We start from the raw sequence: 26,214 nt of genomic DNA on the forward strand, positions 1-26,214 counted from the left end.
CAATGGCGGCTTCGGTTACGACCGGGTGAACGGCGGTGAGGGCGCGGACCGGTTCTTTCACCTCGGGGTCGCGGATCATGGGTCGGACTGGATCCAGGATTATGACGCGGCCGAGGGCGACGTGCTGGTCTTTGGCGGTACCGGGGCGAGCGCGGACGATTTCCTGGTGCAGGTGACCGAAACCGCGAATGCCGGGGTGGCGGGTGTGCAGGAGGCGTTCATCACGCATATCCCCTCGGGCAACCTGCTCTGGGCCTTGGTGGATGGCGACGCGCAGGACGCGATCAATCTGCGGGTCGGTGGAGAGGTTTTCGACTTGCTGGCGTGATGGCCCGATAATCGGGGTACGGCACGGTTCAGGACGTAAGCATGGGCAAAGATGCCTGTTTTTGATAGGATCGCCGGATGAGTGGGTTCAGGTCCGGGCGACATTGACACCGTCCCGCATAGGGGGCTTTGCCGGACGAGATGTTTGCGAATTGATTTGAGAGCCGTTTTTCGTCCTGTCCCGCGTAGATCACGCCGCCCTTGTGGGGGCCTCTGGGGAGAAGGAACAGACGATGGCATCGTTTACCGGTACGAATGGCAATGACAACGGCACGGACGCTCCGCCGATCGTGGGGGGAGTCGAGAACGACGTTTTGCAGGGGCTTGACGGCGACGATATCCTGAACGGCAATGCAGGCGATGACAGCCTCGAAGGCGGACGCGGCGATGACAGCCTGCTGGGCGGCGCCGGGGACGACACGCTGTACGGCGGTCCGGGTGTCGACACGCTATTGGGTAACGATGGCGACGACACCCTGATGTGGAGCGAACCGGACCGCGAAGAGGGGCTGTGGGACGGCGGGAATGGCACGGATACCGCCCTGATGCAGCGCTGGCAGCCGGCCGGCCTTGAATCGATCCAGAACATCGTTTTCCGGAACATGGAAATCTTCGATGCCTGGAACCTCGAGATGATCATATCGCCGGGCCAGCTCGATGATTTTGATCGGATGATCTCGTCCAACGAGGCGCCTTCCACCTCGAATTTCCAAGGCTTTTTCCGGCATTCCGAGGGTGGTTCGAGCGACCTTTCCGGTGTCGATCTCAGCGGCTTCAAGGGGCGCTTCACCGGGTCCAACCTTGGCGATGACGTGTTTCGTATCACCGGGGGCGATACCGGCTGGGAGATGTTCGATTCAGGCGGCAACGACCTTCTGGAAGGGGGCGAAGGCGGCGACACCATGAACGCGGGCGCCGGTAACGACACGCTTATCGGCAACGGCGGTGACGACCAGCTGGATTCGACCAGCGGCGATGAACTGATCCAGGGCGGATCGGGGAACGACACGATCCGGGTGGTTGGCGGCAACCAGTCCGCCGACACGATCGAGGGCGGCGACGGGACCGATACCCTTGTGAACCGGACCTTCACCGCGCTTCAGATGCAGAATTTCACCATCACCGGGGTAGAGGTGCTGATCGGCGGCGGCGTTCTTGCCAATGCGGGTCAGCTGGATGGCTTTGACGACATCCAGCAGCTGTCGGGGCTGACGCATAACACACCCGGCACGACCGACCTGACCGGCAGTCTGACGAGCGGGGGACAGACGGGGGTGATGGCGTTCAACGGCAGCCAGGGCGACGATAACCTGATTGCGCCGGACACCACTGTCGACATCCGGGTAAATGCCGGACGGGGCAACGACTCCGCGACCTCGGGGGCGGGTGATGACGTTCTTCAGGGGGGTGGCGGCGACAACGTGCTGCGCGCGAATGGCGGGAATGACAGCCTTGAAGGGCGCGAGGGCGACGATGTGCTGGATGGCGGTGCGGGAGACGACACCATCCACGGCGGCACAGGTGTCGATACGATCATCGCAGGCGACGGAGACGACCTGATCTTTGGTCGCGGCGCCAACAGCCCCGGTGTGGATCTGCGGGACGTGGTCTATGGCGGGAACGGCAACGACAGCATCGATGGAGACCGCGGCAATGACGAGCTGCGCGGGGATGCGGGCAACGACACGATCATTGGCGGCTTCGGGGTTGATACGATCGTTGGCGGCACCGGCGATGACGTGCTGACCGGGCAGGCGTGGTCGGACCTGATTTTTGGCGGGGCGGGCAATGACTTTGTCAATGGCGGTTTCGGCTATGACCGGGTGAATGGCGGGGATGATGCCGACCGGTTCTATCACCTCGGGGTCGCGGATCACGGCAGCGACTGGATCCAGGATTACAACGCGGCAGAGGGCGATGTCCTCGAATATGGTGGCGGCGAAGGCGAGGCCACGGCCGACGATTTCCTGGTGCAGGTAGCCGAGACTGCGAATGCCGGAGTCGCTGGCGTGCAAGAGGCGTTCATCACGCATATCCCGTCTGGCAACCTGCTCTGGGCGCTGGTGGATGGCGACGGCCAGGACGCGATCAACCTCCAGATCGGGGGAGATGTTTTCGACCTTCTTGCGTGATCGGGCGGGTGCAGACGGGGCTATGCCGCTGCGACAACATGCCATATGCTTGCGGCAACGAATAGTTTGTTGCCCGGCAGGTGCATGACACCCGTTACCGCCTGATCCGCCTGCTGATTTCAAGGTCCTCGTTGTTCGGAGATTTCTCCAATGTGCAATATCTGTGCCGAATTCCGCCCCGTGCATGCGGACTGCCCGTATACCGGCAAGCCGATGCCATTTTCCAAGAACGACCTGCTGCGTCAGATCGATGAACTGGCACTGGATATCGCCGATGCGGAGTATCTTTTTGGCAACGAGGATCCGCCCCTGCCCATCGACCCGTTCGAAGGCGTGGGCTTCCCCGAGGAAGACCCCACCGCGTTCGGCCCGGGCAACGATATTCCCGGAGGCGGATTCACCAATATCGAGCTGACCACCGGCATGCGGCTCAATGCCGAGATCGGCGCGGCGGGCGATACCGACTGGTTCCGCATGTTCCTGACGCAGGGCCAGAGCTACGAAGTGAGCATGTCGGCGCTGCCGATCGACGGGTTGGGGGATCCGTTGCTGGTGCTGCGCGACGATTTCGGCAACGCGCTGCTGAACAATGACAACAAGTTCCAGTCGCTGGACAGCGTTCTGGCCTTTACCGCCACGCGCACCGGATTGTATTTCGTCGAGGCCACCGGGTTCGGCGGCGGCGGACAAACCACCGGCGCCTATCAGATCGCGCTGAACGCCGTGAATTACAGCGCCGACACGGTGGGCGACATTCCCAACCTGGCCGCACCGGCGCAAGTCAACATGCCGGTCATCGGCACGGTCGATTTCGTCGATGACATCGACATGTATGCGGTCGAGCTTGAAGCCGGAAAATCCTACTACGCGGTACTCGACGCCTTTGGCGACAATGGCAACGCGCTGGGCGATCCGCTGATACGGCTGCGCGATGCAGGGCTGGCGGTTCTGGCCGAGAACGATGACAACGGCATCACGCGCAACGCCTTCATCGCGTTCGAGATCGAGACCAGCGGCACCTATTACTTCGAGGCGACGGGATCACGCTCGACCACGGGTGAATTCCGGCTGAACATCGTTGAACTGGCACCGCCCCCTGCGCCCGACCCGCTGAAAGGCGTCGATTGGGGCGTGCAGTTCGACAAGACCCATATCCGCTATTTCTTTGCCGACGCGGGTGAAAGCGTCATGCAGGAAATTACCGACAGTGACTGGACGGCCTATGAGCGCCAGCAAGCGGCGGCGGCGCTGTCGGAATACTCGAAATTCTCGCTTTTGACCTTCGAAGAAGTGTCGAGCCGCGCAGCCGCGGATTTTGTCCTTGGCAAGGGGTTCCTGGACAGCGGTCTGTCGGGGAAGATGGGGCCGCCTGATCCGGCGCTGGGTCAGTTGCAGGGCGAAGGCTGGTTCAACACCAACCCCACTTTCTGGTCGGATGCGGCCGGGGGGCTGCTTGCGCCGGGTGCCTATGGATATTCCAATTTCATTCACGAGTTCGGGCACGGGCTTGGCCTGGCGCATCCGCATGACAATGGCGGCGGGAACGGTCAGCTGTTCGAGGGGGTGCGCAGTTCGTCGGACACCGGTGAATTCTCTCTCAATCAAGAGGTCTTTACCGTCATGTCCTATAACAAGGGCTGGGCGGACGGGCCGGTCGGCGGCAGTGGTACGCTGGAATACGGGATCTCGCGCACGCCGATGGCCTTTGATATCGCGGTGATCCAGCAGAAATACGGGGCCAACACCAGTTTCGCAAATGGCGATGACAGCTATGCACTTACCGACACCAACGCCAGCGGTACCGGCTATACCGCGATCTGGGACACCAGTGGCGCCGATGTGATCCGGCATGACGGCAGCGCCAAGGCCGTGATCGACCTGCGGGCGGCGACACTTCTGCAGGAAGACGGCGGCGGAGGGTTCGTGTCCTACGTCGAGGGGGTTTATGGCGGGCTGACCATCGCCAACGGCGTCGTCATCGAGCACGGAACGGGCGGGACGGGCGATGATGTCCTGACAGGCAATGCCATGGCAAACCGGCTTGAAGGGCGCGCGGGCAATGACAGCCTTTTGGGCCGCGAAGGGAACGACACGCTTCTCGGTGGTGACGGCACCGATACGTTGAACGGTGGAAATGGCAATGACGTTATCCAAGGCGGCGAGACCGAGGCCGACCTGCGCGATGTCGTCTATGGCGGCAACGGGAACGACAATATCGATGGCGGCTATGGCAATGACGAGCTGCGCGGCGATGCGGGCGACGATACCGTTTCCGGCGGCTTCGGGGTCGATACGATCGTTGGTGGCACCGGCAATGACGTGCTGACCGGGCAGGCGTGGTCGGACCTGATCTTTGGCGGGGCAGGCGGCGATTTCGTCAATGGCGGCTTCGGCTATGACCGGGTGAATGGTGGCGAAGGCGGCGATCGGTTCTATCACCTCGGGGTCGCGGATCATGGGTCGGACTGGATCCAGGACTATGACGCGGCGCAGGGCGACGTGCTGGTCTATGGCGGCGGCGTGGGCGCGGCCACGGCGGATGATTTCCTTGTCCAGACCGCCGAGACCGCGAACGCCGGTGTCGCGGGCGTGCAGGAGGCATTCATCACGCATATCCCGTCGGGCAACCTGCTCTGGGCGCTCGTTGACGGAGATGGTCAGGGGGGGATCAACCTCCAGATCGGTGATCAGGTGTTCGACCTGCTGGCGTGACCCGTTCCCGGCTTGGTTGTGCGGCGTTGGCCAGCCGCGTCGCGCCGGTCTAACTTTTTGTCTTTGCAGGCTTTTCAACCTGTGCTAGCGCTTGTGCCCAGTACGAGTTGGACACGGTATGTCCGATGGTCGAAAAGGTGTTCCACGGGGCTGCCCCGATCCACTCGTCATGTTTCTTTCGGGGTTTGACCCGGGCATTTCAGGGTGGGTATCTACATGATTTTTTCGATCGCGCCGACGCAGCCGGCAATCAACAACTACTCGACGACTTTTCGCCTTGGCGATGATCGCCTGATCGAGGTCACATCGGGCCCTTTCGATCAAAAACAGGTTTCGATCTGGGACACGCAGGGCAACCGTCTGGTCGACAAGGTCGAACTGATCGGTCCGGATGACCAGCCGATCGCCTATACGCCCTGGCACTTGCGCGATGACGGCAACGGGGCGTTCAGCATCTTTGTGCAGGGCTCGACCTCGAGCGGGACGCAGGCCGATCTGCGGCTTGTCAGCTATGACGCACAAGGCGTTCAGACCCGCAGCACCACCTACGAACGGCTGGATTTCGACAAGCTGCGCGGCGATGCCGCGATTGATGTCGGCGATGGAAAGGTGCTGGCCGTGGTGAACGTGGGCAACCGTGTGGTTTCGCGCCTGTATGACGCCGATGGCGTCATCGTGAACAGAACGCTCTGGAATGCGACCGAGACCGGAGCGGGCAGTGCCCGTGGCGACAACCTGAATTTTACCTTGGCCAGGGCGGGCGACACGGTTTTCGTGTTCTACGTCAACGATGACGCTCATGCCAGCAATGGCGGCCTGTTCCTGACCCGGCTGACGCTGGAGGGCGAATTGCTGCAACCTGCCGATCCCGAGGAGCAGCAGCACATCCAGAACCTTGCGTTTCCGCGCGGTCCCGCGCGCGGCATGCTGGAAGCAGCGACGCTGAGCAATGGCAAGATCGCGTTGGTCTACAATGCCGACAGGCAGCACGAGGATGATGGCACGCCCGAGGTCGAGGATACCGGCGCCGATATCTACCTGCGGATCTACAACCCCGACGGGTCGGAACATCGTGGGGAAACGCGGATCAACGAGTATTTCCTGGAGCACCAGGAAGATGTGCGCCTTTTCCCGCTGGAGAACGGCGGCTTCGTCGTCACGTATCAGAACATCGCGCCCGAGGCGCCGTGGTGGAACCCAACGCAGGAGTTGCCTCCGTTCGAGGGCCCCGAGAACACCGTCGTGTTGCGGGTCTTCGATGCCGAAGGGCAGCCGATGAGCGACAGCGAGGCGCCGCTTGACGCGTATAATTGGGGAGAAAACAGCCAGATATTTCCCGACGGATCAGGTTACATCATCGGTCCGTCAGGGGTGTTCCAGCTGGAAACCAACCTTCCCGACCCGCCGCGGGCGCTGATGGGGACCGATGATGCCGACCTGCTGGAAGGGGGCAACGGCGCCGACACGCTCAACGGTCTTGCCGGGGATGACACGCTGCGGGGCGGGGACGGCACGGATACGCTCATTGGCGGCGAAGGCGACGACGTGATCGAGGGCGGCGCGACCGAGGCCGACCTGCGCGATGTCGTCTATGGTGGCGACGGCGATGACAGCATCGATGGCGGGTATGGCAATGACGAGCTGCGCGGGGATGCGGGCAACGATACCGTCTCGGGCGGGTTCGGCACGGATACCGTGATCGGTGCGGATGGCGACGATGTCCTGACCGGTCAGGCGTGGTCGGACCTGCTCTATGGCGGGGCGGGCAACGATTTCGTAAATGGCGGCTTCGGTTACGACCGGGTGAACGGCGGTGAGGGCGCGGACCGGTTCTTTCACCTCGGGGTCGCGGATCATGGGGCGGACTGGATCCAGGATTATGACGCGGCCGAGGGCGACGTGCTGGTCTTTGGCGGTACCGGGGCGAGCGCGGACGATTTCCTGGTGCAGGTGACCGAAACCGCGAATGCCGGGGTGGCGGGTGTGCAGGAGGCGTTCATCACGCATATCCCCACGGGCAACCTGCTCTGGGCCTTGGTGGATGGCGACGCGCAGGACGCGATCAACCTGCGGATCGGTGCGGAAATTCATGATCTGCTGCTTTAGAAAATGACGCCTACGCCACCTGTCCGGGAACGTCCCGGGATCGGACGCAGGGTAAGGGTGTAACACATAGAAAAACGTGAATTTACTGCCCTTGCCTGCGTCGATAAAACCCGGCGTCTGGCCGACTGGCTTGGTTGACCCTAACTGGTGCCGGGAGTAGAGAATGAGCCAAGTCAACACGCCAATTGACCGCGCGCGCGCAGGCCCGCGCAGGAAAGGAGCCACCTCTTGGAAGAGCTGTTGCGGGAATACCTTCCCATCCTGGTGTTTCTGGCCGTTGCTATCGGGCTTGGCCTTGTCCTGATTCTGGCCGCGGTGGTGCTGGCCGTGCGCAACCCCGACCCCGAGAAGGTGAGCGCCTATGAATGCGGGTTCAACGCCTTCGACGACGCGCGGATGAAGTTCGACGTGCGGTTCTACCTCGTGTCGATCCTGTTCATCATCTTCGACCTCGAAATCGCGTTCCTGTTTCCCTGGGCGGTCGGTCTGCGTGACATCAGCGATGTCGGGTTCTGGTCGATGATGGTGTTCTTGGCCATTCTCACCATCGGCTTTGCCTACGAGTGGAAAAAGGGAGCGCTGGAATGGGAGTGATGACCGGAGCCAACACGGCCGGGGCCGACCGCGAGGTGGCCACGCAGGAGTTGAACGCGCATCTTGCCGACAAGGGGTTCCTTGTGACCTCGACCGAGGATCTCATCAACTGGGCGCGCACAGGCTCGCTGCACTGGATGACCTTCGGGCTGGCCTGCTGCGCGGTCGAGATGATGCACACCTCGATGCCGCGTTACGATGCGGAACGGTTCGGGATCGCGCCGCGCGCCTCTCCGCGCCAGTCGGACGTGATGATCGTCGCCGGAACGCTGACCAACAAGATGGCGCCCGCGCTGCGCAAGGTCTATGACCAGATGGCCGAGCCGCGCTACGTGATCTCGATGGGGTCCTGCGCGAATGGCGGCGGGTATTATCACTATTCCTATTCGGTGGTGCGCGGATGTGACCGGATCGTGCCGGTCGATATCTACGTGCCCGGCTGTCCGCCGACGGCCGAGGCGCTGCTTTATGGTCTGATGCAGTTGCAGCGCAAGATCCGCCGCACCGGCACCATCACCCGCTGAGGAGGGGAACGAATGATCGAAGCCCTGAAGGAGCTTGGCGCCCATATCGAGATCAAGCGGCCCGACTGCGTGTTGGGCTGGAGCGTCGATCACGAGGAGCTGAACCTCGAGGTGTCGCCGGCGCGGATCGTCGGGCTGGTGGAGTTCCTGAAGCTCGACTCGACGTGCAAGTTTTCCTCGCTGGTCGATATCACGGCGGTGGACTATCCCGACCGGCCCAAGCGGTTCGACGTGGTCTATCACTTTCTGTCGATGTACCAGAACCAGCGCATCCGCGTGAAAACCGCCGTGCGCGAAGAGGACATGGTCCCGTCGATCACCGGGATCCACCCTTCGGCCAACTGGTTCGAGCGGGAAGTGTTCGACATGTACGGCATCCTGTTCTCGGGGCATCCCGACCTGCGCCGCATCCTGACCGACTACGGGTTCCGGGGGCATCCGCTGCGCAAGGATTTCCCGACGACTGGCTATACCGAGGTGCGTTACGACGAGGCTGAAAAGCGCGTTGTCTATGAGCCGGTGAAACTCGTCCAGGAATACCGGCAGTTCGATTTCATGAGCCCGTGGGAAGGCGCGGATTACATCCTGCCGGGGGATGACAAGACTGCGCCGGACGGGAAGGCGGAGAAGGAAAAGAGCTGATGGAAGGGCTGATCTGGATCGTCTTGACCGTCGCCACCATCATTCCGATGGTGAAGCTCCTGCCGCATTTCGGACTGAACAAGTATTGGGCCATCGCCTGCCTGATCCCGATCGGGACGGTGATCCTGTTGTGGATCATGGCGATGAAACTGCAAGAGATGGAGCGGCGGTGATGGACGGATCCAAGGGTTTCGAAGACGCGCTGACAGGCGAGCAGAAGATCCGCAACTTCAACCTGAACTTCGGGCCGCAACACCCTGCGGCACACGGGGTTCTGCGTCTGGTTCTGGAGCTTGACGGCGAGATCGTCGAGCGCTGCGACCCGCATATCGGGCTATTGCATCGCGGCACCGAGAAGCTGATGGAAAGCCGCACCTACCTGCAGAACCTGCCCTATTTCGACCGGTTGGATTACGTGGCGCCGATGAACCAGGAGCATGCCTGGTGTCTTGCCATCGAGAAGCTGACCGGCGTCGAAGTCCCGCGCCGTGCCTCGTTGATCCGCGTGCTTTATTCGGAAATCGGCCGGGTTCTGAACCACTTGCTGAACGTGACCACGCAGGCGATGGATGTCGGCGCGCTGACGCCGCCGCTTTGGGGGTTCGAGGAACGCGAAAAGCTGATGATCTTTTACGAGCGGGCCTGTGGCGCGCGCCTGCACGCGGCCTATTTCCGGCCCGGCGGAGTGCATCAGGATCTGCCCGACGCGCTGCTCGACGATATCGAGGCATGGAGCCACGAGTTCCCCAAGGTGCTGGAGGACATCGACGGGCTTCTGACGGAAAACCGCATCTTCAAACAGCGCAATGCCGATATTGGCGTTGTGACCGAGGATGACATCCTCGAATGGGGCTTTTCGGGCGTGATGGTGCGTGGGTCCGGCCTGGCATGGGACCTGCGCCGCGCGCAACCCTACGAGTGCTACGACGAGTTCGAGTTCCAGATCCCCGTGGGCAAGAACGGCGATTGCTACGATCGCTACCTCGTGCGGATGGAGGAGATGCGTCAGTCCGTCTCGATCATTCGGCAGGCCATTGCGAAACTGCGCGAATGCCCCGGCGACGTGCTGGCCCGCGGCAAGATCACGCCGCCCTCGCGCAAGGACATGAAAACCTCGATGGAAAGCCTGATCCATCACTTCAAGCTGTACACCGAAGGGTTCCACGTGCCCGAGGGCGAGGTCTATGCCGCCGTCGAGGCACCGAAGGGAGAGTTCGGCGTGTACCTGGTGGCGGACGGGACCAACAAACCCTATCGCGCCAAGCTGCGCGCACCCGGCTTCCTGCACCTTCAGGCGATGGACCATGTCGCCAAGGGCCACCAACTGGCCGATGTTGCCGCCATCATCGGTACGATGGACGTGGTGTTCGGAGAGATCGACCGGTGAAACAGGCGCAACGGACAGTCCCGACTGCGTGCCGCCCCTGGGCGAAGGCGGGAATGATGTGTCCGGGCGCGGGGAGGGCGTGGTCGTGACGCATCGCGCCGGAGGCTCCAACCTGCTGCTGGCGGGCTCGACCATGGTGGCGGCGATCTTTGTCGCGGTGCAGGCATGGTACGCGCGGGTCGCATTCGTCGAAGCGTCGGAAACGCGGCTGCTGGAAAAGAAGCTCGATATCTGTTTCGAGAATTTCGATGCGGCTGCCAAGCTTGATGCGGCGCTGCGCGGGGTGACGACGGATGCCATGCTCGAAGAGCAGTGGCCGCCGCAAATCGTGCTGGAGGATGCCGGCACGCTGCGTGCGCTGCAGGGCACGGTCGTTCCGCGGCTCAATTCGCTTGAAAGCGGGTTGGCCAAGGCGTCGATCCTCGGGGCGCTCGACAAGCACAGGGCCTATCTGGCCCAGCAATTGCAGGGGCTGTCAAAGCGGCTTCTCGATGTGGTGCCGGCCCGGAGCGGGCAGACGGAGATGGATAGTGAAATCGGCGCGGTGATGTCCACGCTGAGCGAATTCCTGGGCGCGCAATACTCGGTCTTTGCCGGGTGCCGCCTGGTTGCAGAAGGAAAAGCCTGAGAGATGCTGCGTCGTCTTCATCCAGAACAGCCCGAAAGCTTTGCCTTTACCGAGGCGAACCGCAAATGGGCCGAAGCCCAGGTCACCAAGTATCCCGAAGGCCGTCAGGCCAGCGCGATCATTCCGCTTTTGTGGCGCGCGCAGGAACAGGAAGGCTGGCTGACCCGTCCGGCGATCGAACATGTCGCGGACATGCTGAACATGGCCTATATCCGAGCTTTGGAAGTGGCGTCGTTCTACTTCATGTTTCAGCTGCAACCCGTTGGCAGCGTCGCGCATATCCAGATCTGCGGAACGACCTCCTGCATGATCTGCGGGGCCGAGGACCTGGTCGCCGTCTGCAAGGAAAAGATCGCCGCCAAGCCGCATGAGTTGTCGGCGGATGGCAAATTCTCGTGGGAAGAGGTCGAGTGCCTCGGGTCCTGCGCGAATGCACCGATGGCGCAGATCGGCAAGGACTATTATGAGGATCTGACCGCCGAGCGTATGGGCGAGATCATCGACGAACTGGCGGCCGGCAAGGTGCCGGTGCCCGGACCGCAGAACGGCCGCTATGGCGCGGAACCGCTCAAGGGGCTGACCAGCCTGACCGAATATGAAAGCGGACGCACGCAGTACAATGCAAGCGTGGCGCTGGCGGTTGATCTGGGCGACACGGTGAAGCGCATCGACGGAACCGAGGTACCGATCCTGACACCCTGGCTGGACAAGCAAGCGGCGCGCGATTCCGTGCCCGCGTCCGGGGGTGAGGACGCGCCGCGTGGCGAGGACGGCAGCGCCGTGGCAGGCCAGTCAGCAGCATCGGCGGCAAGCGTGTGGCGTACAGAAGCCGATGCGCAGAACGCGCCGGTTAAGAAGGGCCGTCCCGTTTCGGTGGAAACCGGCGAAGTTGCCGCCGAGGGTGGCGTGACCGAGGAGGTCGAACCGCAACGGCTTGAGGCCGCGCGCGAGGGCAAGCCGGACGACCTGCAACAGCTCAAGGGCGTGGGCCCCAAGCTCGAGGCTACGCTGAACGAGATGGGGTTCTATCATTTCGACCAGATCGCGGCGTGGACGCCTGAACAGGTGGCTTGGGTCGACAGCAGGCTGAAGTTCAAGGGCCGGATCGAGCGGGACGGTTGGATCGCGCAGTCGCGCGAGCTCTCCAATCAGGATAACGAGTCCGAGACGGAGACCGAATGACCAGCGAGCAGGAGCAGGCCATCGCCCGCAAGGGGCGCCACATCAGCCTGGTGATCGCCGGGACGATCGTGCTGTGGCTGGTCGCGACGCTGTTCGTGGGGCCAGCGGTGGGCCTGCCGGGGCGCTACGCGCTCTTGTTCGACTTCGCGGCCCTGGGCGGGCTGATCTACGCGGTGGTCAACATCATTCAACTCTGGCGCATGCGCCGGGACAGCCAAGGATAGGCAAGCGATGCTGAAGGATCAGGACCGGATCTTTACCAATATCTACGGGATGCATGAGCGCACGCTGAAAGGTGCGCAGGCCCGTGGCCACTGGGATGGCACCGCCGATCTGATCGGCAAGGGCCGCGACTGGATCATCCAGACGATGAAGGACAGCGGTCTGCGCGGACGTGGTGGCGCGGGCTTTCCTACCGGGTTGAAGTGGTCCTTCATGCCCAAGGAGAGCGATGGGCGGCCGGCATACCTGGTGGTCAACGCCGATGAGTCCGAGCCAGGGACCTGCAAGGACCGCGAGATCATGCGGCATGATCCACATACGCTGATCGAAGGTTGCCTGATCGCCTCTTTCGCGATGAACGCGCATGCCTGCTATATCTACATTCGCGGGGAATACATCCGCGAGCGCGAGGCGTTGCAGGCGGCTATCGACGAGGCATATGACGCGGGGCTTCTGGGCAAGAACGCCGCCGGGTCGGGATGGGACTTCGACCTGTACCTGCATCACGGAGCCGGCGCCTATATTTGCGGCGAGGAAACCGCACTGCTCGAAAGCCTTGAGGGCAAGAAGGGCATGCCGCGGATGAAACCGCCGTTTCCGGCCGGTGCGGGGCTTTACGGGTGCCCGACCACGGTGAACAACGTTGAATCGATTGCCGTAGTGCCGACGATCCTGCGCCGCGGCGCGGACTGGTTCGCGGGCTTTGGTCGCCAGAACAACGCCGGGACGAAGCTCTTTGCCGTGTCAGGGCATGTGAACAATCCCTGCGTGGTCGAAGAGGCGATGAGCATCTCTTTCGAGGAGCTGATCGAGACGCATTGCGGCGGCATTCGCGGCGGCTGGGACAACCTGCTGGCGGTGATTCCGGGCGGATCCTCGGTTCCTTGCGTGCGTGGTGAGAAGATGCGCGACGCGATCATGGATTTCGACTATCTCCGCAACGATCTGCAGTCTGGCCTCGGCACGGCTGCGGTGATCGTGATGGACAAGCAGACCGACATCATCAAGGCGATCTGGCGGTTGTCGAAATTCTACAAGCATGAAAGCTGCGGGCAGTGTACCCCCTGCCGCGAGGGCACCGGCTGGATGATGCGGGTGATGGACCGGCTGGTGAAGGGGCAGGCGGAGGTCGAGGAAATCGACATGCTGTTCGACGTGACCAAGCAGGTCGAGGGTCATACGATCTGTGCCCTGGGCGACGCGGCGGCCTGGCCGATCCAGGGCCTGATCCGCAACTTTCGCGAAGAGATCGAGGACCGTATCAAGGCGCAGAAGACCGGCCGTATGGGCGCGATGGCAGCGGAGTAGGGATGCAGCCACGGGGCCATCATATCGCCGAGTTCAATATCGGTGTCCTGCGCTATGACTGGGACGATCCGCGCGTGAAGGATTTCGCCGACAATATCGATCGGGTGAACGCCATCGCGGCGCGCAGTCCGGGCTTTGTCTGGCGCCTGTCGGATGCCGATATGGAGGCCGCGCAAACGGCGGCGGATGGCCCGCTGGGGGGCAACCCGCGCACCGCCTCGACCCTGTCGGTCTGGGAGGATATCGAAAGCCTCGAACGCTTTGTCTGGCAGACTGTGCACAAGCAGTTCTATGATCGCAAGGACGAGTGGTATGCGCCGCAAGGCCTGCGCATGGTGTTGTGGTGGGTGCCGGAGGGGCATCGCCCCACGGTAGAAGAGGCCAAGGCGCGATTTGACCACCTGGCCGCACATGGTGACAGCGACCATGCGTTCGGATGGGCCCATGCGTCGGGCGCCCGGCTGTGGAAAAGCGAGCAATGCGGGGTGGCGGCATGAGAGGAATGCATCTGGCCGAGCTGAATGTCGGCCGCCTTCTGGCGCCCACTGACGATCCGCGCGTGGCCGAGTTCATGGAGAATCTTGACCGCGTAAACGGGCTGGGCAGGCGGATGCCGGGGTTCGTCTGGATGATGGAAGGGTCGGGCGAGCCGGGAACGGGCAACACCGAGAACAATATCGGCGACGATCCGCAGTTCGTGGCCAACCTGACCGTTTGGGAGGATGCCCCGAGCCTTGAGCAGTTCGTCTGGGGTACGATCCACAAGCAATTCTACGAGCGGCGGCAGGACTGGTTCGAGATTCTGGGCGAGCAGCATTTCGTCATGTGGTGGGTGCCTCGGGGGCATCGCCCGACGCTGGAAGAGGCTCTGGCGCGGCTGCACGATCTGCGCGAGAACGGGCCGAGTGACAGGGCCTTTGGCTGGGCGCAATTGAAGGACGCCGACATGTGGCGCAGCCATGGCTGCGTACATGCGGCGGAATAGAAGGATCTGGTGCGGATGCACGGAATGAAGGCGATCGTGATGTTTGCGGCTATGTCCGGTGTCGTTCTCTCGGCGGGGTGTGGAGAAAGACGCGAGAACCGCGTGCTGTTCGATGGGCTGTATTTTCCGTCGAAGGCTGCCGCAGTGGACAAGAAAGTCTCGCTTGCCGATTTCACGGTCACCGTGCAGGACGCGACACAGTCGCTGGATGCGGCGCGAGAGGCGGGGCGCTACCAGGCGACACGCTATTGCATCGACAATTTCGGCACGTCGCGGGTCGACTGGGTCGTAGGTCCGGACAGCGACGCCTCGCAATTGCGGATCGTCGATGGGGATCTCGTGTTCCGGGGAACCTGTCAGCGGCCATGATTGCGGATATCTCATATCACGATGGTTCGGGGCGGCTGTTATTGCATAACGGCGAACATCGGACAGGTACTGGCCCTTCCCTGGAGAAAGGACCAGTCATGTTGAACCGACTTACGATGTCTCTTGCCGCCCTTGCGGCGGTTGCTCCCGTGTTCGCTCACGCCAAGCAGCCGTTGAGCGAAGTGCCCGAGATCGACGATGCGCTGTATTACATAGCCGTCGCCAAAGAGATTGACGATTACTGCGACCGGATCGATGGCCGCCGCCTGAAAGCGCTGGGTGTCATCTGGAACCTGAAATCAAAGGCCAACGACATGGGTTACTCGGATGATGAGATCCGGGCCTATATCGACTCGGATGTCGAGAAGGCCCGCATGCGGGCGCGGGGCGAGGCCTATCTGGCCGCCAACGGCGTCAGTTATGAAAAACCCGAAAGCTTCTGCGCGCTGGGGCGCGCGGAGATAGACAGAAACAGCGCGATCGGCGTGTATTTGAGGGCGAACTAGACCATGTCTGACCTCCGCAAGATCAATATCGACGGTCACGAGATCGAGGTGGACGGCGCGATGACGCTGATCCAGGCCTGCGAGGAAGCCGGGATCGAGATCCCGCGCTTCTGCTATCACGAGCGGCTCTCGATCGCGGGCAATTGCCGTATGTGCCTTGTAGAGGTCGTCGGCGGGCCCCCGAAACCCGCCGCCTCCTGCGCGATGCAGGTGCGCGACCTTCGGCCCGGACCGGAAGGCCAGCCGCCGGTGGTCAAGACGAACTCGCCCATGGTGAAAAAGGCGCGCGAGGGGGTGATGGAGTTCCTGCTCATCAACCACCCACTTGACTGCCCGATTTGCGACCAGGGCGGCGAATGTGATTTGCAAGATCAGGCAATGGCTTATGGCGTGGACTTCAGCCGCTATCGCGAGCCAAAGCGTGCGGTTGACGATCTCGATCTCGGCCCGCTGGTCGAGACCCACATGACGCGCTGCATTTCGTGCACGCGCTGCGTGCGCTTCACGACCGAGGTGGCCGGCATCACCCAGATGGGTCAGACCGGGCGCGGTGAGGATTCCGAGATTACCGCCTATCTCGGTGAGACGCTGGACAGCAACCTGCAGGGCAACATCATCGACCTTTGCCCGGTGGGCGCGCTGGTATCGAAACCCTATGCGTTTACCGCGCGGCCCTGGGAGCTGACCAAGACCGAGACGGTGGACGTGATGGATGCGCTTGGATCCTCGATTCGGGTGGATACCAAGGGGCGCGAGGTGATGCGGATCCTGCCGCGCAACCATGATGGCGTGAACGAGGAGTGGATTTCCGACAAGACGCGCTTTGTCTGGGACGGTCTGCGCCGACAGCGTCTGGATCGGCCCTATATTCGCGAAAACGGCAAACTGCGTCCTGCCAGCTGGCCCGAAGCCTTGGGCAAGGCTGCGACTGCACTCAAGGGCGCCGAAAAGGCTGCAGGAATCGTTGGTGACCTGGTTTCGGTCGAGGCCGCCTTTGCACTCAAGCAGATGATCGAAGGGTTGGGCGGCGTCGTTGAGTGCCGAACCGATGGCGCGAAACTGCCGGCTGGCAACCGCGGGGCGTATGTCGGGACCGCGCGGATCGAGGATATCGACGAGAGCGGTGCGATCCTGCTGATCGGGGCCAACCCGCGCGACGAGGCGCCAGTGCTGAACGCGCGCATCCGCAAGGCATGGATTCGCGGCGCCCAAGTGGGCGTGATCGGGCCAAAGGTCGACCTGACCTATGATTACGATCACCTGGGTGATGACCGTGCGGCCCTGCAGAAGGCCGCCGGGGCGGCGAAGGACATCGCGGACAAGGCGCCCATCGTGATCGTCGGCCAGGGCGCACTGCGCGAGGCGGACGGTGCGGCGGTTCTGGCTGCAGCGCTCGAGCTGTGCCGCGGGGCGGGGGCCAAGGTGTTGGTGCTGCACACCGCTGCAAGCCGCGTTGGTGCCATGGATGTCGGCGCGGTTACCGAGCGTGGCATGGATGCGGTGAACGAGGCCGACGTGATCTACAACATCGGCGCGGACGAGGTCGAGATCGCCGAGGGCGCCTTTGTGATCTATCAGGGCAGCCATGGCGACCGTGGTGCGCACCGGGCCGACGTGATCCTGCCGGGCGCGGCCTGGACCGAAGAACCGGGCCTGTTCGTCAACACCGAGGGCCGGCCGCAACTTGCGCTGCGCTGCGGCTTCGCCCCGGGCGAGGCCAAGGATAACTGGGCCATCCTGCGCGCCCTGTCCGCCGAGGCGGGTGAGGCGTTGCCCTACGACACGCTCGCGCAGCTGCGCACCAAGCTTGTCGAGGCCGTGCCGCACCTGGCGCAGATCGACCAGGTGGCCGAAAACGAACTGTCGCCGCTGGAAGAGGGGCCGCTGGGCGATGCGAGCTTCCGCTACGCCGTCGGTGATTTCTACCTGACCAATCCGATCGCGCGGTCGAGCCAGCTGATGGCGGAACTGTCGCGCAACGCCCGTGCTCGGGCGGAGGCGCCGATCGCGGCGGAATGAGGATGAGCGTGGTGATCCCTGTCCTGGCCCTTGCCGCCTGTGCCGAGCCTCCGGCGCGGGACGAAGTGCCGTTCACGCCCGAATATCTGGGGGTGGATACGGGTCTGCTGGACGGAGATCTCGTGCGTTTCGACGTCGCCATGACGGGTGCGCGTGACGGACAGGATGTGGATGATTACGCCGAATGTGCAGCCGCTCAATACGCGCTGATCCGGGGCTACGGATTCGCGCGGCATTTGCGCACGAATATCGAGGAAAAGGGTGGCGTGTGGCGCGCAGATGCTGTTTACACCATCTCGCCATCCCTGCCGCAGGGACTGAAGACCATCGACGCCGAGATCGTGGTCCAGAACTGCGCGGAAAACGGAATACCCACGGTGTGAGGACCTATGGCTGAATTCTTTACCACCCCGGGCGGCATAGCTCTGATCATACTGGCGCAGGTGCTGGCGGTCGTGGGTTTCGTGATGCTATCGATGCTCTTCCTAGTCTACGGCGACCGCAAGATCTGGGCCGCCGTTCAGATGCGGCGCGGGCCGAACGTCGTGGGCGCCTATGGCTTGTTGCAGACGGTGGCCGATGCGCTGAAATACGTGGTCAAGGAGGTCGTTATCCCGGCGGGTGCGGATCGCACCGTGTTCATCCTTGCACCGATGGCGAGCTTCGTTCTGGCGCTGATGGCCTGGGCGGTGATCCCGTTCAACGACGGGTGGGTCGTCAGCGACATCAACGTGGCCATTCTCTATGTCTTCGCGGTTTCCTCGCTTGAGGTGTACGGCGTGATCATGGGGGGCTGGGCCTCGAACTCGAAATACCCGTTCCTGGGGAGCCTGCGTTCGGCGGCGCAGATGATATCTTACGAGGTGTCCATCGGCCTGATCATCATCGGCGTCATCATCTCGACCGGATCGATGAATTTCGGTGCCATCGTCGCGGCACAGGACGGCAATCTGGGCTTTTTCAACTGGTACTGGCTGCCGCATCTGCCGATGGTCTTCCTGTTCTTCATCTCGGCGCTGGCCGAGACGAACCGGCCTCCTTTCGACCTTCCCGAAGCGGAGTCGGAACTGGTGGCAGGCTACCAGGTCGAGTATTCCTCGACGCCGTTCCTGCTGTTCATGGCCGGCGAATACATCGCCATCTTCCTGATGTGCGCGCTGACATCGCTGCTGTTCTTCGGTGGCTGGCTGTCGCCCATCCCGGGGCTGCCTGACGGCGTTCTGTGGATGATCGCCAAAATGGCATTCTTCTTCTTCCTCTTCGCGATGGTGAAGGCGATCACGCCGCGCTATCGCTATGACCAGCTGATGCGGCTGGGATGGAAGGTGTTCCTTCCGTTCAGCCTCTTCTGGGTGGTCTTTGTCGCATTCGCGGCCCGTTTCGACTGGTTCTGGGGCGCCTTCGCCCGCTGGCCGATTGGAGGTTAAGCATGACGCAGATCGACTATACCCGTGCAGCCAAGTACTTTTTGCTGCAGGATTTCTGGCAGGGCATGAAGCTGGGGCTGAAGTACTTCTTTGCGCCCAAGGCAACCGTGAACTATCCGCATGAGAAGGGGCCGCTGTCGCCGCGGTTCCGGGGCGAGCACGCGCTGCGCCGCTATCCCAATGGCGAGGAGCGCTGCATCGCGTGCAAGCTGTGCGAGGCGATCTGTCCCGCGCAGGCGATCACCATCGATGCAGAGCCGCGCGAGGACGGCAGCCGACGCACCACGCGCTATGACATCGACATGACCAAGTGCATCTATTGCGGTTTTTGCCAGGAGGCCTGCCCGGTTGATGCCATCGTCGAGGGGCCGAACTTCGAGTTCGCGACGGAGACACGCGAAGAGCTGTTCTATGACAAGCAGAAGCTGCTGGAGAATGGCGAGCGGTGGGAAGCCGAGATTGCCCGCAACCTCGAACTGGATGCGCCATACCGATGAGCGAGACGCCCAGGAACCCCTTCGAGGTCATGATGCAGCAGGCGCATGAGATGGCGCGGGCGATGAACCCGGCGCTCGAAAGCTTTTCGCCCAAGGGGTTCGAGGCGCTTTGGCCGACCATGCCCAAGGACATGATGGAGATGATGTTCGGCAATGCAGTCAACAAGGAGGGGCTGGACGCCAAGACCCGCCTTTTGTTGACGCTGGCCGGGTTGACCATGCAGGGCGCGCAGGCTGATACGGCCGTTCGCCAAACCGTGCGCCACCTGATCGAGGCGGGCGCGCGCAAGCAGGAAATCGTCGAGGCGATCGGGCAGATGTCGGTCTTTGCCGGCATTCCCGCGATGACCCGTGCACTGGACCTGGCCAAGGAAGTGATGGACGAGAAAGAGGACACCGACCAATGAGCGCCTTCGCCTTTTACCTCTTCGCGATCAGCACCGTCACCGGGGGCCTGTTTACCGTGATCTCGCGCCAACCGGTTCATTCGGTGCTTTGGCTGATCCTTGCATTCATCTCGTCAGCCGGGCTGTTCGTGCTGCTGGGCGCCGAGTTCGTGGCGATGCTTCTTGTGATCGTCTATGTCGGCGCGGTTGCGGTTCTGTTCCTTTTCGTCGTGATGATGCTGGACGTGGATTTCGCCGAGTTGAAGGCCGAAATGGCGCGATACATGCCGCTGGCCCTGCTGATCGGTGTCGTCATCCTCATGCAGTTCGTCATGGCCTTTGGCGCGTGGGAAAGCGCACCGCTTGCCGCCCAGAACATGGCGCAGCCCGTGCCGACCGAACGCCACAACACCGAGGCCTTGGGCGTCATCCTTTATGACCAGTATTTCCTGCTCTTCCAACTGGCCGGTCTGATCCTGCTGGTTGCGATGATCGGGGCCATCGTGCTGACCCTGCGCCACCGCAGCGATATCAAGCGGCAGGACATCCTTGCTCAGATCTATCGCGATCCGGCCAAGGCGATGGAACTGAAAGACGTGAAACCGGGGCAGGGGCTGTGACCGCGCGCTCCCGGAACGTCGCCGCTGCGGGGATCATCACCGCGGTTTCGGTGGCGAATGGATATTGCAACGGGTAGCAAGCCCGGAGGGACGTTAGATGATCGGATTGGAACATTACCTGACGGTGGCGGCGGTGCTGTTCGTCATCGGGATTTTCGGGCTCTTTCTCAATCGAAAGAACGTGATCATCCTGCTGATGAGCATCGAGCTGATGCTGCTTGCGGTGAACATCAACCTTGTCGCCTTTTCCGCCTTTCTCGGGGATCTGGTCGGCCAGGTCTTCACTCTCTTCGTTCTGACGGTGGCCGCTGCCGAGGCCGCGATCGGTCTGGCGATCCTTGTCTGTTTCTTCCGTAATCGCGGCACCATCGCGGTCGAAGACGTCAACGTGATGAAGGGGTAAGCCGCCATGGAAACCATCATCCTCTTCGCCCCGCTGGTGGGCGCGATCATCTGCGGCTTCGGCTGGAAGTTCATAGGTGAAAAGGCGGCGCTCTGGACGGCTACCGGGCTTTTGTTCCTCGCCTGCCTTCTGAGCTGGATCGTCTTTTTCTCGTTCAACGGCGAAACCCAGCAGATCGAGATCCTGCGCTGGATCGAAAGCGGTTCGCTCTCAACCTCCTGGGCGATCCGTCTGGACCGGCTTACCGCGATCATGCTGATCGTGGTGACCACAGTATCGGCGCTCGTGCATCTCTACAGCTTCGGCTACATGGATCATGACGCGAACTTTCGGACCGGCGAGACGTACAAACCGCGCTTCTTTGCCTACCTGTCGTTCTTCACCTTCGCGATGCTGATGCTGGTGACGGCGGATAACCTCGTTCAGATGTTCTTTGGGTGGGAAGGCGTGGGCGTCGCATCCTATCTGCTGATCGGGTTCTACTATCGCAAGCCAAGCGCAAATGCCGCGGCGATGAAGGCCTTCATCGTCAACCGGGTCGGCGATTTCGGCTATGCGCTGGGGATCTTTGCGCTGTTCTTCCTTGTCGACAGCATCAGCTTCGACGACATTTTCGCCGCGATGCCCGAGTTGGCGGAGACACAGCTGACTTTCCTCTGGGGTGAATGGTCGGCGGTCGAGGTGGTCGGGATCCTGCTGTTCATCGGTGCGATGGGCAAGTCGGCGCAGCTGATCCTGCACACCTGGCTGCCCGACGCGATGGAAGGCCCGACACCGGTATCGGCGCTGATCCATGCCGCAACGATGGTCACGGCGGGCGTGTTTCTCGTTTGCCGGATGTCGCCGCTTTACGAGTTCGCAGATGGTGCTGCGGCCTTTATCACCGTGCTGGGCGCAACGACCGCGTTTTTCGCGGCGACCGTGGGGCTTGTCCAGACGGACATCAAGCGTGTGATCGCGTACTCGACCTGTTCGCAGCTCGGCTACATGTTCGTGGCGGCCGGTGTCGGCATGTATTCGGCGGCCATGTTCCACCTGTTCACGCATGCCTTCTTCAAGGCGCTTCTGTTCCTCGGGGCCGGTTCTGTCATCCACGCGATGCATCATGAACAGGACATGATGAACTATGGCGCGTTGCGGAAGAAGATCCCCTATACCTTCTGGGCGATGATGATCGGCACGCTCGCGATCACCGGTGTAGGTATCCCGCTGACGACCATCGGCTTTGCCGGGTTCCTGTCCAAGGACGCCATCATCGAAAGCGCCTATGCCGGTGGGTCGGGATACGGGTTCTGGCTTCTTGTGATCGCGGCGGCCATGACTTCTTTCTATTCCTGGCGCCTGATCTTCCTGACCTTTTACGGCGAGCAGCGGGGTGATCGGCATACGCACGAACACGCGCATGAAAGCCCCAGGGTGATGCTGGTTCCGCTCGGTGTGCTGAGCGTGGGCGCGGTCTTTGCCGGGATGATCTGGTACAGCAACTTTTTTGGTCACGCGGACCAGGTCGGCAAGTTCTACGGGATCCCCGTCGCCGAAGCCGGAGCGCATGGCGAGGACGCGGCGCATGGAGCCTCCGGCGAGGATACGGTTTCGACCGATGCCCATGCCGAGGAGGGTGCGCACGCCTCGGACGAGGCACATGGCGAGGAACACGGAGACGGGCATGGCGGCGACCATCACTACGCCTTTGTCGGGCAACCGGGTGAGGGGGCTTTGTACATGGCGCCCGACAACACCGTGCTGGACGATGCGCATGCGGCGCCGAAATGGGTCAAGGTTTCGCCGTTCGTGGCGATGGTTCTTGGGCTTGGCCTGGCCTACCTGTTCTACATCGTTAACCCGTCGCTTCCCGGTCGCCTGGCCGAGAACCAGCGGCCTCTCTACCTGTTCCTGAAAAACAAGTGGTATTTCGACGAGCTTTACGACGTCGTCTTCGTCAAACCCGCCGTGATGATCGGGCGCTTCCTGTGGAAACGGGGTGACGGCAACACGATCGACGGGGCGATCAACGGCGTGTCGATGGGGATCGTGCCTTACCTGACCCGCCTCGCGGGCCGGGCGCAGTCGGGATATATCTTCACCTATGCCTTCTACATGGTGCTGGGCATCGCCGCGCTTGTCACCTGGATGTCGATCGGCGGGGGAGCGCAATAATGGATAACATCCTTTCCATCGTCACCTTCATCCCGGCGCTCGCGGCGGCCATTCTTGCGCTGTTCCTGCGGGGCGAGGATGCCGCGGCGCAAAAGAACGCCAAATGGGTGGCGCTGTTTGCGACAACTGTGACCTTCCTCGTCTCCATCGGGATCTACACGGGTTTCGATCCGAACGACACGGGCTTCCAGATGGTGGAAGAGGCCGAGTGGATGTTCGGCCTGAAATACAAGATGGGCGTGGATGGCATCAGCGTTCTGTTCGTTTTGCTGACCACCTTCATCATGCCGCTGACCATCCTCGCCAGTTGGGAGGTCACGACCCGCGTCAAGGAATACATGATCGCGTTCCTGCTGCTTGAGACGCTGATGCTGGGCGTGTTCATGGCGCTCGATCTGGTGCTGTTCTACCTGTTCTTCGAGGCGGGGCTGATCCCGATGTTCCTGATCATCGGTATCTGGGGCGGCAAGGACCGCATCTATGCGTCGTTCAAGTTCTTCCTCTACACCTTCCTCGGCTCGGTTCTGATGCTGGTGGCCATGGTTGCGATGTATGCCGATGCGGGAACGACCGATATCGAGGCGCTGATGAGTCATCAGTTCTCCTCCGAAGGGTTCTCGGTGCTCGGCCTCTATATCGTCGGCGGAGCCCAGACCCTGATGTTCCTCGCTTTCTTTGCGAGCTTCGCGGTCAAGATGCCGATGTGGCCGGTTCATACTTGGCTGCCCGACGCGCACGTTCAGGCGCCGACGGCGGGGTCGGTCGTGCTGGCCGCGATCCTTTTGAAGATGGGCGGCTACGGGTTTCTGCGTTTCTCGCTGCCGATGTTCCCGGTGGGGACGGAGGTGATGAGCACCTTCATCCTGTGGCTCTCGGCGATCGCTGTGGTCTACACTTCGCTGGTTGCGCTGGTGCAGGAAGACATGAAGAAGCTGATCGCATATTCCTCGGTCGCGCATATGGGCTTTGTCACGATGGGTATCTTTGCCGCGAACCAGCAGGGTGTCGATGGCGCGATCTTCCAGATGCTTAGCCATGGGTTCATCTCGGCGGCGCTGTTCCTGTGCGTCGGCGTGATCTATGACCGGATGCACACGCGCGACATCGACGCCTATGGCGGGCTGGTGAACCGGATGCCTGCCTACGCGCTGGTCTTCATGCTGTTCACCATGGCAAATGTCGGCTTGCCCGGCACGAGCGGTTTCATCGGTGAATTCCTGACTCTGATGGGTGCCTTCCAGGTCAACACCTGGGTGACCGCCGTGGCCGCGACCGGTGTGATCTTCTCGGCGGGATACGCGCTGTGGCTCTACCGGCGGGTCGTGTTCGGCGACCTGATCAAGGAGAGCCTGAAGGCGATCACCGACATGAACACGCGCGAGCGGGCGATATTTACCCCGCTTATCGTGATGACCATCCTGTTGGGCGTCTACCCGTCGCTGGTGACCGATGTGATCGGTCCGTCGACCGAGGCGCTTGTACAGAACTATGACTCCGCGCTGGCGGCGGCCGAGGCCGCGACCCAGCACGCTGCGAATTGAGGGGGACGGAGATGATCCAGTCCGATCTGAGCGTGATCCTGCCCGAGGTCATCCTGGCCGTTTACGCCATGCTGGCATTGATTGGCGCGGTCTATACGACAAAGGATGCGCTGGCCCCGGTCCTGACTTGGGTAACTGCCGGCATCATGGCCGTGCTGGCGATCTGGATCGCGATGAGCGGCGAGGGCGTCAACGTGGCCTTTGGCGGCATGTTCGTCGATGACGGCTTTGCCCGTTTCGCCAAGGTTGCCATCCTGCTGTCCGCGGCAATCGTCATGGTGATGAGCCAGGAATACATGCATCGCCGCGGCCTGCTGCGGTTCGAGTACCCTGTGCTGATCGCGCTGGCCTCTGTCGGGATGATGATGATGGTCAGCGCCGGCGACTTGATGGCGCTCTATATGGGGCTCGAGCTGCAGTCGCTTTCGCTTTACGTCGTTGCCTCGCTGCGTCGTGACAGCGCCAAATCGACCGAGGCTGGTCTCAAGTATTTCGTGCTTGGCGCTTTGAGCTCGGGCCTGCTTCTCTACGGTGCATCGCTTGTCTACGGCTATGCCGGCACGACGCTGTTTTCCGGGATCATCCAGACCGCGACGGCGGGCGAAGTTTCGCTTGGTCTGCTATTCGGTCTGATCTTTCTGATATCGGGCCTGGCCTTCAAGGTCTCGGCCGTCCCGTTCCATATGTGGACACCGGACGTCTATGAGGGTGCACCGACACCGGTTACCGCCTTTTTCGCCACGGCACCCAAGGTTGCGGCGATGGCTCTGTTCGCCCGCCTCCTGCATGACGCCTTTGGCGGCGCGGTGGCGGATTGGCAGCAGGTTATCGTTCTGCTGTCGGTTTTGTCGATGTTCCTGGGCGGTATCGCGGCGATCGGGCAGCGCGACATCAAGCGCCTGATGGCCTTTTCGTCCATCGCGCATATGGGGTATGCGCTGATCGGTCTGGCGGCCGGGACCGCGGCAGGTGTGCAGGCGATGCTGATCTACCTTGCCGTTTATGTCACGATGAACGTGGGCACCTTTGCCTTTATCCTGATGATGGAGCGCGATGGCAAGCCGGTCACCGATATCGACGCCTTGCGGCAATACGCGCGGCGCGAACCCGGCGCGGCGCTGGCAGTGCTGATCCTGATGTTTTCGCTTGCGGGCGTGCCGCCGATGCTGGGTTTTTTCGCCAAGTTCGGTGTGTGGCAAGCAGGTGTTGCGGCGGATCTTACTGGGCTGGTGATCGCCTCGGCCATCGCGTCGGTCATCGGGGCGTATTATTACCTCAGGATCGTGTTCTACATGTATTTCGGGGCCGAAAACGATCAGCCGATCGATACGCGGTCGACGCCGATCCTTTGGGGGGCACTGATGGCCTCTGCCGCGCTGATGCTCGTCGGGGTTGTGTACCAGTTCGGCATCGAAGGTGCGGCAGCGGCAGCGGCAGCGACGCTTGTCAACTGATCCGATGCCGAAAGGGCGCGCCGGCAGCGTCGGTACTTTATGCGGGTGCCCGGTGTCCAATGAACGAACCTTGGGCGTTTGCAGAA

26 protein-coding genes and 1 pseudogene are annotated in these 26,214 nt (G+C 62.1%); all 27 read left to right on the forward strand.

All coding sequences use genetic code 11. From position 1 onward, the window contains the following. Positions 1–328, forward strand: a pseudogene (locus ACFORG_RS18375) (hypothetical protein); the annotation flags it as partial. 232 nt (positions 329–560) lie between these two features. After that, the gene (locus tag ACFORG_RS18380; protein ID WP_386736996.1) at positions 561–2,459 is read left to right on the forward strand and encodes a calcium-binding protein; all 1,899 of its coding nucleotides are present in this window, start codon (positions 561–563) and stop codon (positions 2,457–2,459) included. Between the two features lie 150 nt (positions 2,460–2,609). Further along, complete coding sequence (locus tag ACFORG_RS18385) at positions 2,610–5,171, forward strand: M10 family metallopeptidase C-terminal domain-containing protein (protein WP_386736998.1); 2,562 nt, start codon at positions 2,610–2,612, stop codon at positions 5,169–5,171. Between the two features lie 216 nt (positions 5,172–5,387). After that, a complete protein-coding gene (locus ACFORG_RS18390) occupies positions 5,388–7,277 on the forward strand; it encodes a calcium-binding protein (protein ID WP_386736999.1) in 1,890 nt (629 codons plus the stop codon). A gap of 228 nt (positions 7,278–7,505) precedes the next feature. Then, a complete protein-coding gene (locus ACFORG_RS18395; protein ID WP_386737000.1) occupies positions 7,506–7,871 on the forward strand; it encodes an NADH-quinone oxidoreductase subunit A in 366 nt (121 codons plus the stop codon). Next, positions 7,871–8,395: a NuoB/complex I 20 kDa subunit family protein gene (locus tag ACFORG_RS18400; protein WP_386737051.1), complete on the forward strand. Its 525-nt coding sequence runs from the start codon at positions 7,871–7,873 to the stop codon at positions 8,393–8,395. Before ACFORG_RS18395 ends, ACFORG_RS18400 begins: the two co-directional genes overlap by 1 nt. A gap of 12 nt (positions 8,396–8,407) precedes the next feature. After that, positions 8,408–9,037, forward strand: a complete 630-nt coding sequence (locus ACFORG_RS18405) for an NADH-quinone oxidoreductase subunit C (RefSeq protein WP_386737001.1) — start codon at positions 8,408–8,410, stop codon at positions 9,035–9,037. Continuing rightward, positions 9,037–9,210, forward strand: coding sequence for a hypothetical protein (locus tag ACFORG_RS18410; protein ID WP_386737002.1), 174 nt, complete (start codon positions 9,037–9,039; stop codon positions 9,208–9,210). The genes ACFORG_RS18405 and ACFORG_RS18410 overlap by 1 nt, the downstream gene beginning before the upstream one ends. Continuing rightward, on the forward strand, positions 9,210–10,424 hold the full coding sequence (locus ACFORG_RS18415; protein ID WP_386737003.1) for an NADH-quinone oxidoreductase subunit D: 1,215 nt from the start codon (positions 9,210–9,212) through the stop codon (positions 10,422–10,424). The genes ACFORG_RS18410 and ACFORG_RS18415 overlap by 1 nt, the downstream gene beginning before the upstream one ends. 58 nt (positions 10,425–10,482) lie before the next feature. Beyond that, on the forward strand, positions 10,483–11,052 hold the full coding sequence (locus ACFORG_RS18420) for a hypothetical protein (protein WP_386737004.1): 570 nt from the start codon (positions 10,483–10,485) through the stop codon (positions 11,050–11,052). Positions 11,053–11,055: 3 nt separating this feature from the next. Next, a complete protein-coding gene (locus ACFORG_RS18425) occupies positions 11,056–12,234 on the forward strand; it encodes an NADH-quinone oxidoreductase subunit E (protein ID WP_386737005.1) in 1,179 nt (392 codons plus the stop codon). Beyond that, on the forward strand, positions 12,231–12,458 hold the full coding sequence (locus ACFORG_RS18430) for a DUF5337 domain-containing protein (protein WP_386737006.1): 228 nt from the start codon (positions 12,231–12,233) through the stop codon (positions 12,456–12,458). Before ACFORG_RS18425 ends, ACFORG_RS18430 begins: the two co-directional genes overlap by 4 nt. 7 nt (positions 12,459–12,465) lie before the next feature. After that, complete coding sequence (gene nuoF / locus ACFORG_RS18435; RefSeq protein ID WP_386737007.1) at positions 12,466–13,764, forward strand: NADH-quinone oxidoreductase subunit NuoF; 1,299 nt, start codon at positions 12,466–12,468, stop codon at positions 13,762–13,764. Positions 13,765–13,766: 2 nt separating this feature from the next. Beyond that, the gene (locus ACFORG_RS18440) at positions 13,767–14,261 is read left to right on the forward strand and encodes a DUF3291 domain-containing protein (RefSeq protein WP_386737008.1); all 495 of its coding nucleotides are present in this window, start codon (positions 13,767–13,769) and stop codon (positions 14,259–14,261) included. Between the two features lie 5 nt (positions 14,262–14,266). After that, positions 14,267–14,749 (forward strand): DUF3291 domain-containing protein, encoded by a 483-nt coding sequence (locus ACFORG_RS18445; protein ID WP_386737052.1) that lies wholly within the window; start codon positions 14,267–14,269, stop codon positions 14,747–14,749. 15 nt (positions 14,750–14,764) lie between these two features. Beyond that, positions 14,765–15,118 (forward strand): hypothetical protein, encoded by a 354-nt coding sequence (locus ACFORG_RS18450; protein ID WP_386737009.1) that lies wholly within the window; start codon positions 14,765–14,767, stop codon positions 15,116–15,118. 98 nt (positions 15,119–15,216) lie between these two features. After that, positions 15,217–15,624 (forward strand): DUF5333 domain-containing protein, encoded by a 408-nt coding sequence (locus tag ACFORG_RS18455; protein WP_386737010.1) that lies wholly within the window; start codon positions 15,217–15,219, stop codon positions 15,622–15,624. A gap of 3 nt (positions 15,625–15,627) precedes the next feature. Continuing rightward, a complete protein-coding gene (gene nuoG / locus ACFORG_RS18460) occupies positions 15,628–17,643 on the forward strand; it encodes an NADH-quinone oxidoreductase subunit NuoG (RefSeq protein ID WP_386737011.1) in 2,016 nt (671 codons plus the stop codon). Continuing rightward, entirely contained in the window at positions 17,640–18,026 is a 387-nt protein-coding gene (locus ACFORG_RS18465) for a hypothetical protein (protein WP_386737012.1), read from the forward strand. The genes nuoG and ACFORG_RS18465 overlap by 4 nt, the downstream gene beginning before the upstream one ends. A gap of 6 nt (positions 18,027–18,032) precedes the next feature. Then, positions 18,033–19,070 carry an NADH-quinone oxidoreductase subunit NuoH gene (gene nuoH, locus ACFORG_RS18470; protein WP_386737013.1) on the forward strand — a complete coding sequence of 346 codons (1,038 nt, stop codon included), beginning with the start codon at positions 18,033–18,035 and terminating at the stop codon, positions 19,068–19,070. A 2-nt stretch (positions 19,071–19,072) separates the two neighbouring features. Further along, the gene (gene nuoI / locus ACFORG_RS18475; RefSeq protein ID WP_386737014.1) at positions 19,073–19,567 is read left to right on the forward strand and encodes an NADH-quinone oxidoreductase subunit NuoI; all 495 of its coding nucleotides are present in this window, start codon (positions 19,073–19,075) and stop codon (positions 19,565–19,567) included. Continuing rightward, on the forward strand, positions 19,564–19,974 hold the full coding sequence (locus ACFORG_RS18480; RefSeq protein WP_386737015.1) for a carboxymuconolactone decarboxylase family protein: 411 nt from the start codon (positions 19,564–19,566) through the stop codon (positions 19,972–19,974). The genes nuoI and ACFORG_RS18480 overlap by 4 nt, the downstream gene beginning before the upstream one ends. Then, positions 19,971–20,573 carry an NADH-quinone oxidoreductase subunit J gene (locus ACFORG_RS18485; RefSeq protein WP_386737016.1) on the forward strand — a complete coding sequence of 201 codons (603 nt, stop codon included), beginning with the start codon at positions 19,971–19,973 and terminating at the stop codon, positions 20,571–20,573. The genes ACFORG_RS18480 and ACFORG_RS18485 overlap by 4 nt, the downstream gene beginning before the upstream one ends. Positions 20,574–20,670: 97 nt before the next feature. Then, on the forward strand, positions 20,671–20,976 hold the full coding sequence (gene nuoK, locus ACFORG_RS18490) for an NADH-quinone oxidoreductase subunit NuoK (protein WP_386737017.1): 306 nt from the start codon (positions 20,671–20,673) through the stop codon (positions 20,974–20,976). A 6-nt stretch (positions 20,977–20,982) separates the two neighbouring features. Next, the gene (nuoL, locus tag ACFORG_RS18495; RefSeq protein WP_386737018.1) at positions 20,983–23,133 is read left to right on the forward strand and encodes an NADH-quinone oxidoreductase subunit L; all 2,151 of its coding nucleotides are present in this window, start codon (positions 20,983–20,985) and stop codon (positions 23,131–23,133) included. Then, positions 23,133–24,674 (forward strand): NADH-quinone oxidoreductase subunit M, encoded by a 1,542-nt coding sequence (locus tag ACFORG_RS18500; protein ID WP_386737019.1) that lies wholly within the window; start codon positions 23,133–23,135, stop codon positions 24,672–24,674. The genes nuoL and ACFORG_RS18500 overlap by 1 nt, the downstream gene beginning before the upstream one ends. Positions 24,675–24,685: 11 nt before the next feature. Then, the gene (gene nuoN, locus ACFORG_RS18505; RefSeq protein WP_386737020.1) at positions 24,686–26,128 is read left to right on the forward strand and encodes an NADH-quinone oxidoreductase subunit NuoN; all 1,443 of its coding nucleotides are present in this window, start codon (positions 24,686–24,688) and stop codon (positions 26,126–26,128) included. The last annotated feature ends 86 nt before the right edge of the window (positions 26,129–26,214 follow it).

The sequence above is a fragment of the Lutimaribacter marinistellae genome, assembly GCF_042648365.1.
GTDB classification, from domain to species: Bacteria; Pseudomonadota; Alphaproteobacteria; order Rhodobacterales; family Rhodobacteraceae; genus Lutimaribacter_A; species Lutimaribacter_A marinistellae.

Coding starts and splice junctions, on each gene's coding strand:
- ACFORG_RS18380 (WP_386736996.1), top strand. CDS start 561: ATGGCATCGTTTACCGGTACGAATGGCAATGACAACGGCACGGACGCT.
- ACFORG_RS18385 (WP_386736998.1), top strand. CDS start 2,610: ATGTGCAATATCTGTGCCGAATTCCGCCCCGTGCATGCGGACTGCCCG.
- ACFORG_RS18390 (WP_386736999.1), top strand. CDS start 5,388: ATGATTTTTTCGATCGCGCCGACGCAGCCGGCAATCAACAACTACTCG.
- ACFORG_RS18400 (WP_386737051.1), top strand. CDS start 7,871: ATGACCGGAGCCAACACGGCCGGGGCCGACCGCGAGGTGGCCACGCAG.
- ACFORG_RS18405 (WP_386737001.1), top strand. CDS start 8,408: ATGATCGAAGCCCTGAAGGAGCTTGGCGCCCATATCGAGATCAAGCGG.
- ACFORG_RS18410 (WP_386737002.1), top strand. CDS start 9,037: ATGGAAGGGCTGATCTGGATCGTCTTGACCGTCGCCACCATCATTCCG.
- ACFORG_RS18415 (WP_386737003.1), top strand. CDS start 9,210: ATGGACGGATCCAAGGGTTTCGAAGACGCGCTGACAGGCGAGCAGAAG.
- ACFORG_RS18425 (WP_386737005.1), top strand. CDS start 11,056: ATGCTGCGTCGTCTTCATCCAGAACAGCCCGAAAGCTTTGCCTTTACC.
- ACFORG_RS18430 (WP_386737006.1), top strand. CDS start 12,231: ATGACCAGCGAGCAGGAGCAGGCCATCGCCCGCAAGGGGCGCCACATC.
- nuoF (WP_386737007.1), top strand. CDS start 12,466: ATGCTGAAGGATCAGGACCGGATCTTTACCAATATCTACGGGATGCAT.
- ACFORG_RS18440 (WP_386737008.1), top strand. CDS start 13,767: ATGCAGCCACGGGGCCATCATATCGCCGAGTTCAATATCGGTGTCCTG.
- ACFORG_RS18445 (WP_386737052.1), top strand. CDS start 14,267: ATGCATCTGGCCGAGCTGAATGTCGGCCGCCTTCTGGCGCCCACTGAC.
- ACFORG_RS18450 (WP_386737009.1), top strand. CDS start 14,765: ATGCACGGAATGAAGGCGATCGTGATGTTTGCGGCTATGTCCGGTGTC.
- ACFORG_RS18455 (WP_386737010.1), top strand. CDS start 15,217: ATGTTGAACCGACTTACGATGTCTCTTGCCGCCCTTGCGGCGGTTGCT.
- nuoG (WP_386737011.1), top strand. CDS start 15,628: ATGTCTGACCTCCGCAAGATCAATATCGACGGTCACGAGATCGAGGTG.
- ACFORG_RS18465 (WP_386737012.1), top strand. CDS start 17,640: ATGAGGATGAGCGTGGTGATCCCTGTCCTGGCCCTTGCCGCCTGTGCC.
- nuoH (WP_386737013.1), top strand. CDS start 18,033: ATGGCTGAATTCTTTACCACCCCGGGCGGCATAGCTCTGATCATACTG.
- nuoI (WP_386737014.1), top strand. CDS start 19,073: ATGACGCAGATCGACTATACCCGTGCAGCCAAGTACTTTTTGCTGCAG.
- ACFORG_RS18480 (WP_386737015.1), top strand. CDS start 19,564: ATGAGCGAGACGCCCAGGAACCCCTTCGAGGTCATGATGCAGCAGGCG.
- ACFORG_RS18485 (WP_386737016.1), top strand. CDS start 19,971: ATGAGCGCCTTCGCCTTTTACCTCTTCGCGATCAGCACCGTCACCGGG.
- nuoK (WP_386737017.1), top strand. CDS start 20,671: ATGATCGGATTGGAACATTACCTGACGGTGGCGGCGGTGCTGTTCGTC.
- nuoL (WP_386737018.1), top strand. CDS start 20,983: ATGGAAACCATCATCCTCTTCGCCCCGCTGGTGGGCGCGATCATCTGC.
- ACFORG_RS18500 (WP_386737019.1), top strand. CDS start 23,133: ATGGATAACATCCTTTCCATCGTCACCTTCATCCCGGCGCTCGCGGCG.
- nuoN (WP_386737020.1), top strand. CDS start 24,686: ATGATCCAGTCCGATCTGAGCGTGATCCTGCCCGAGGTCATCCTGGCC.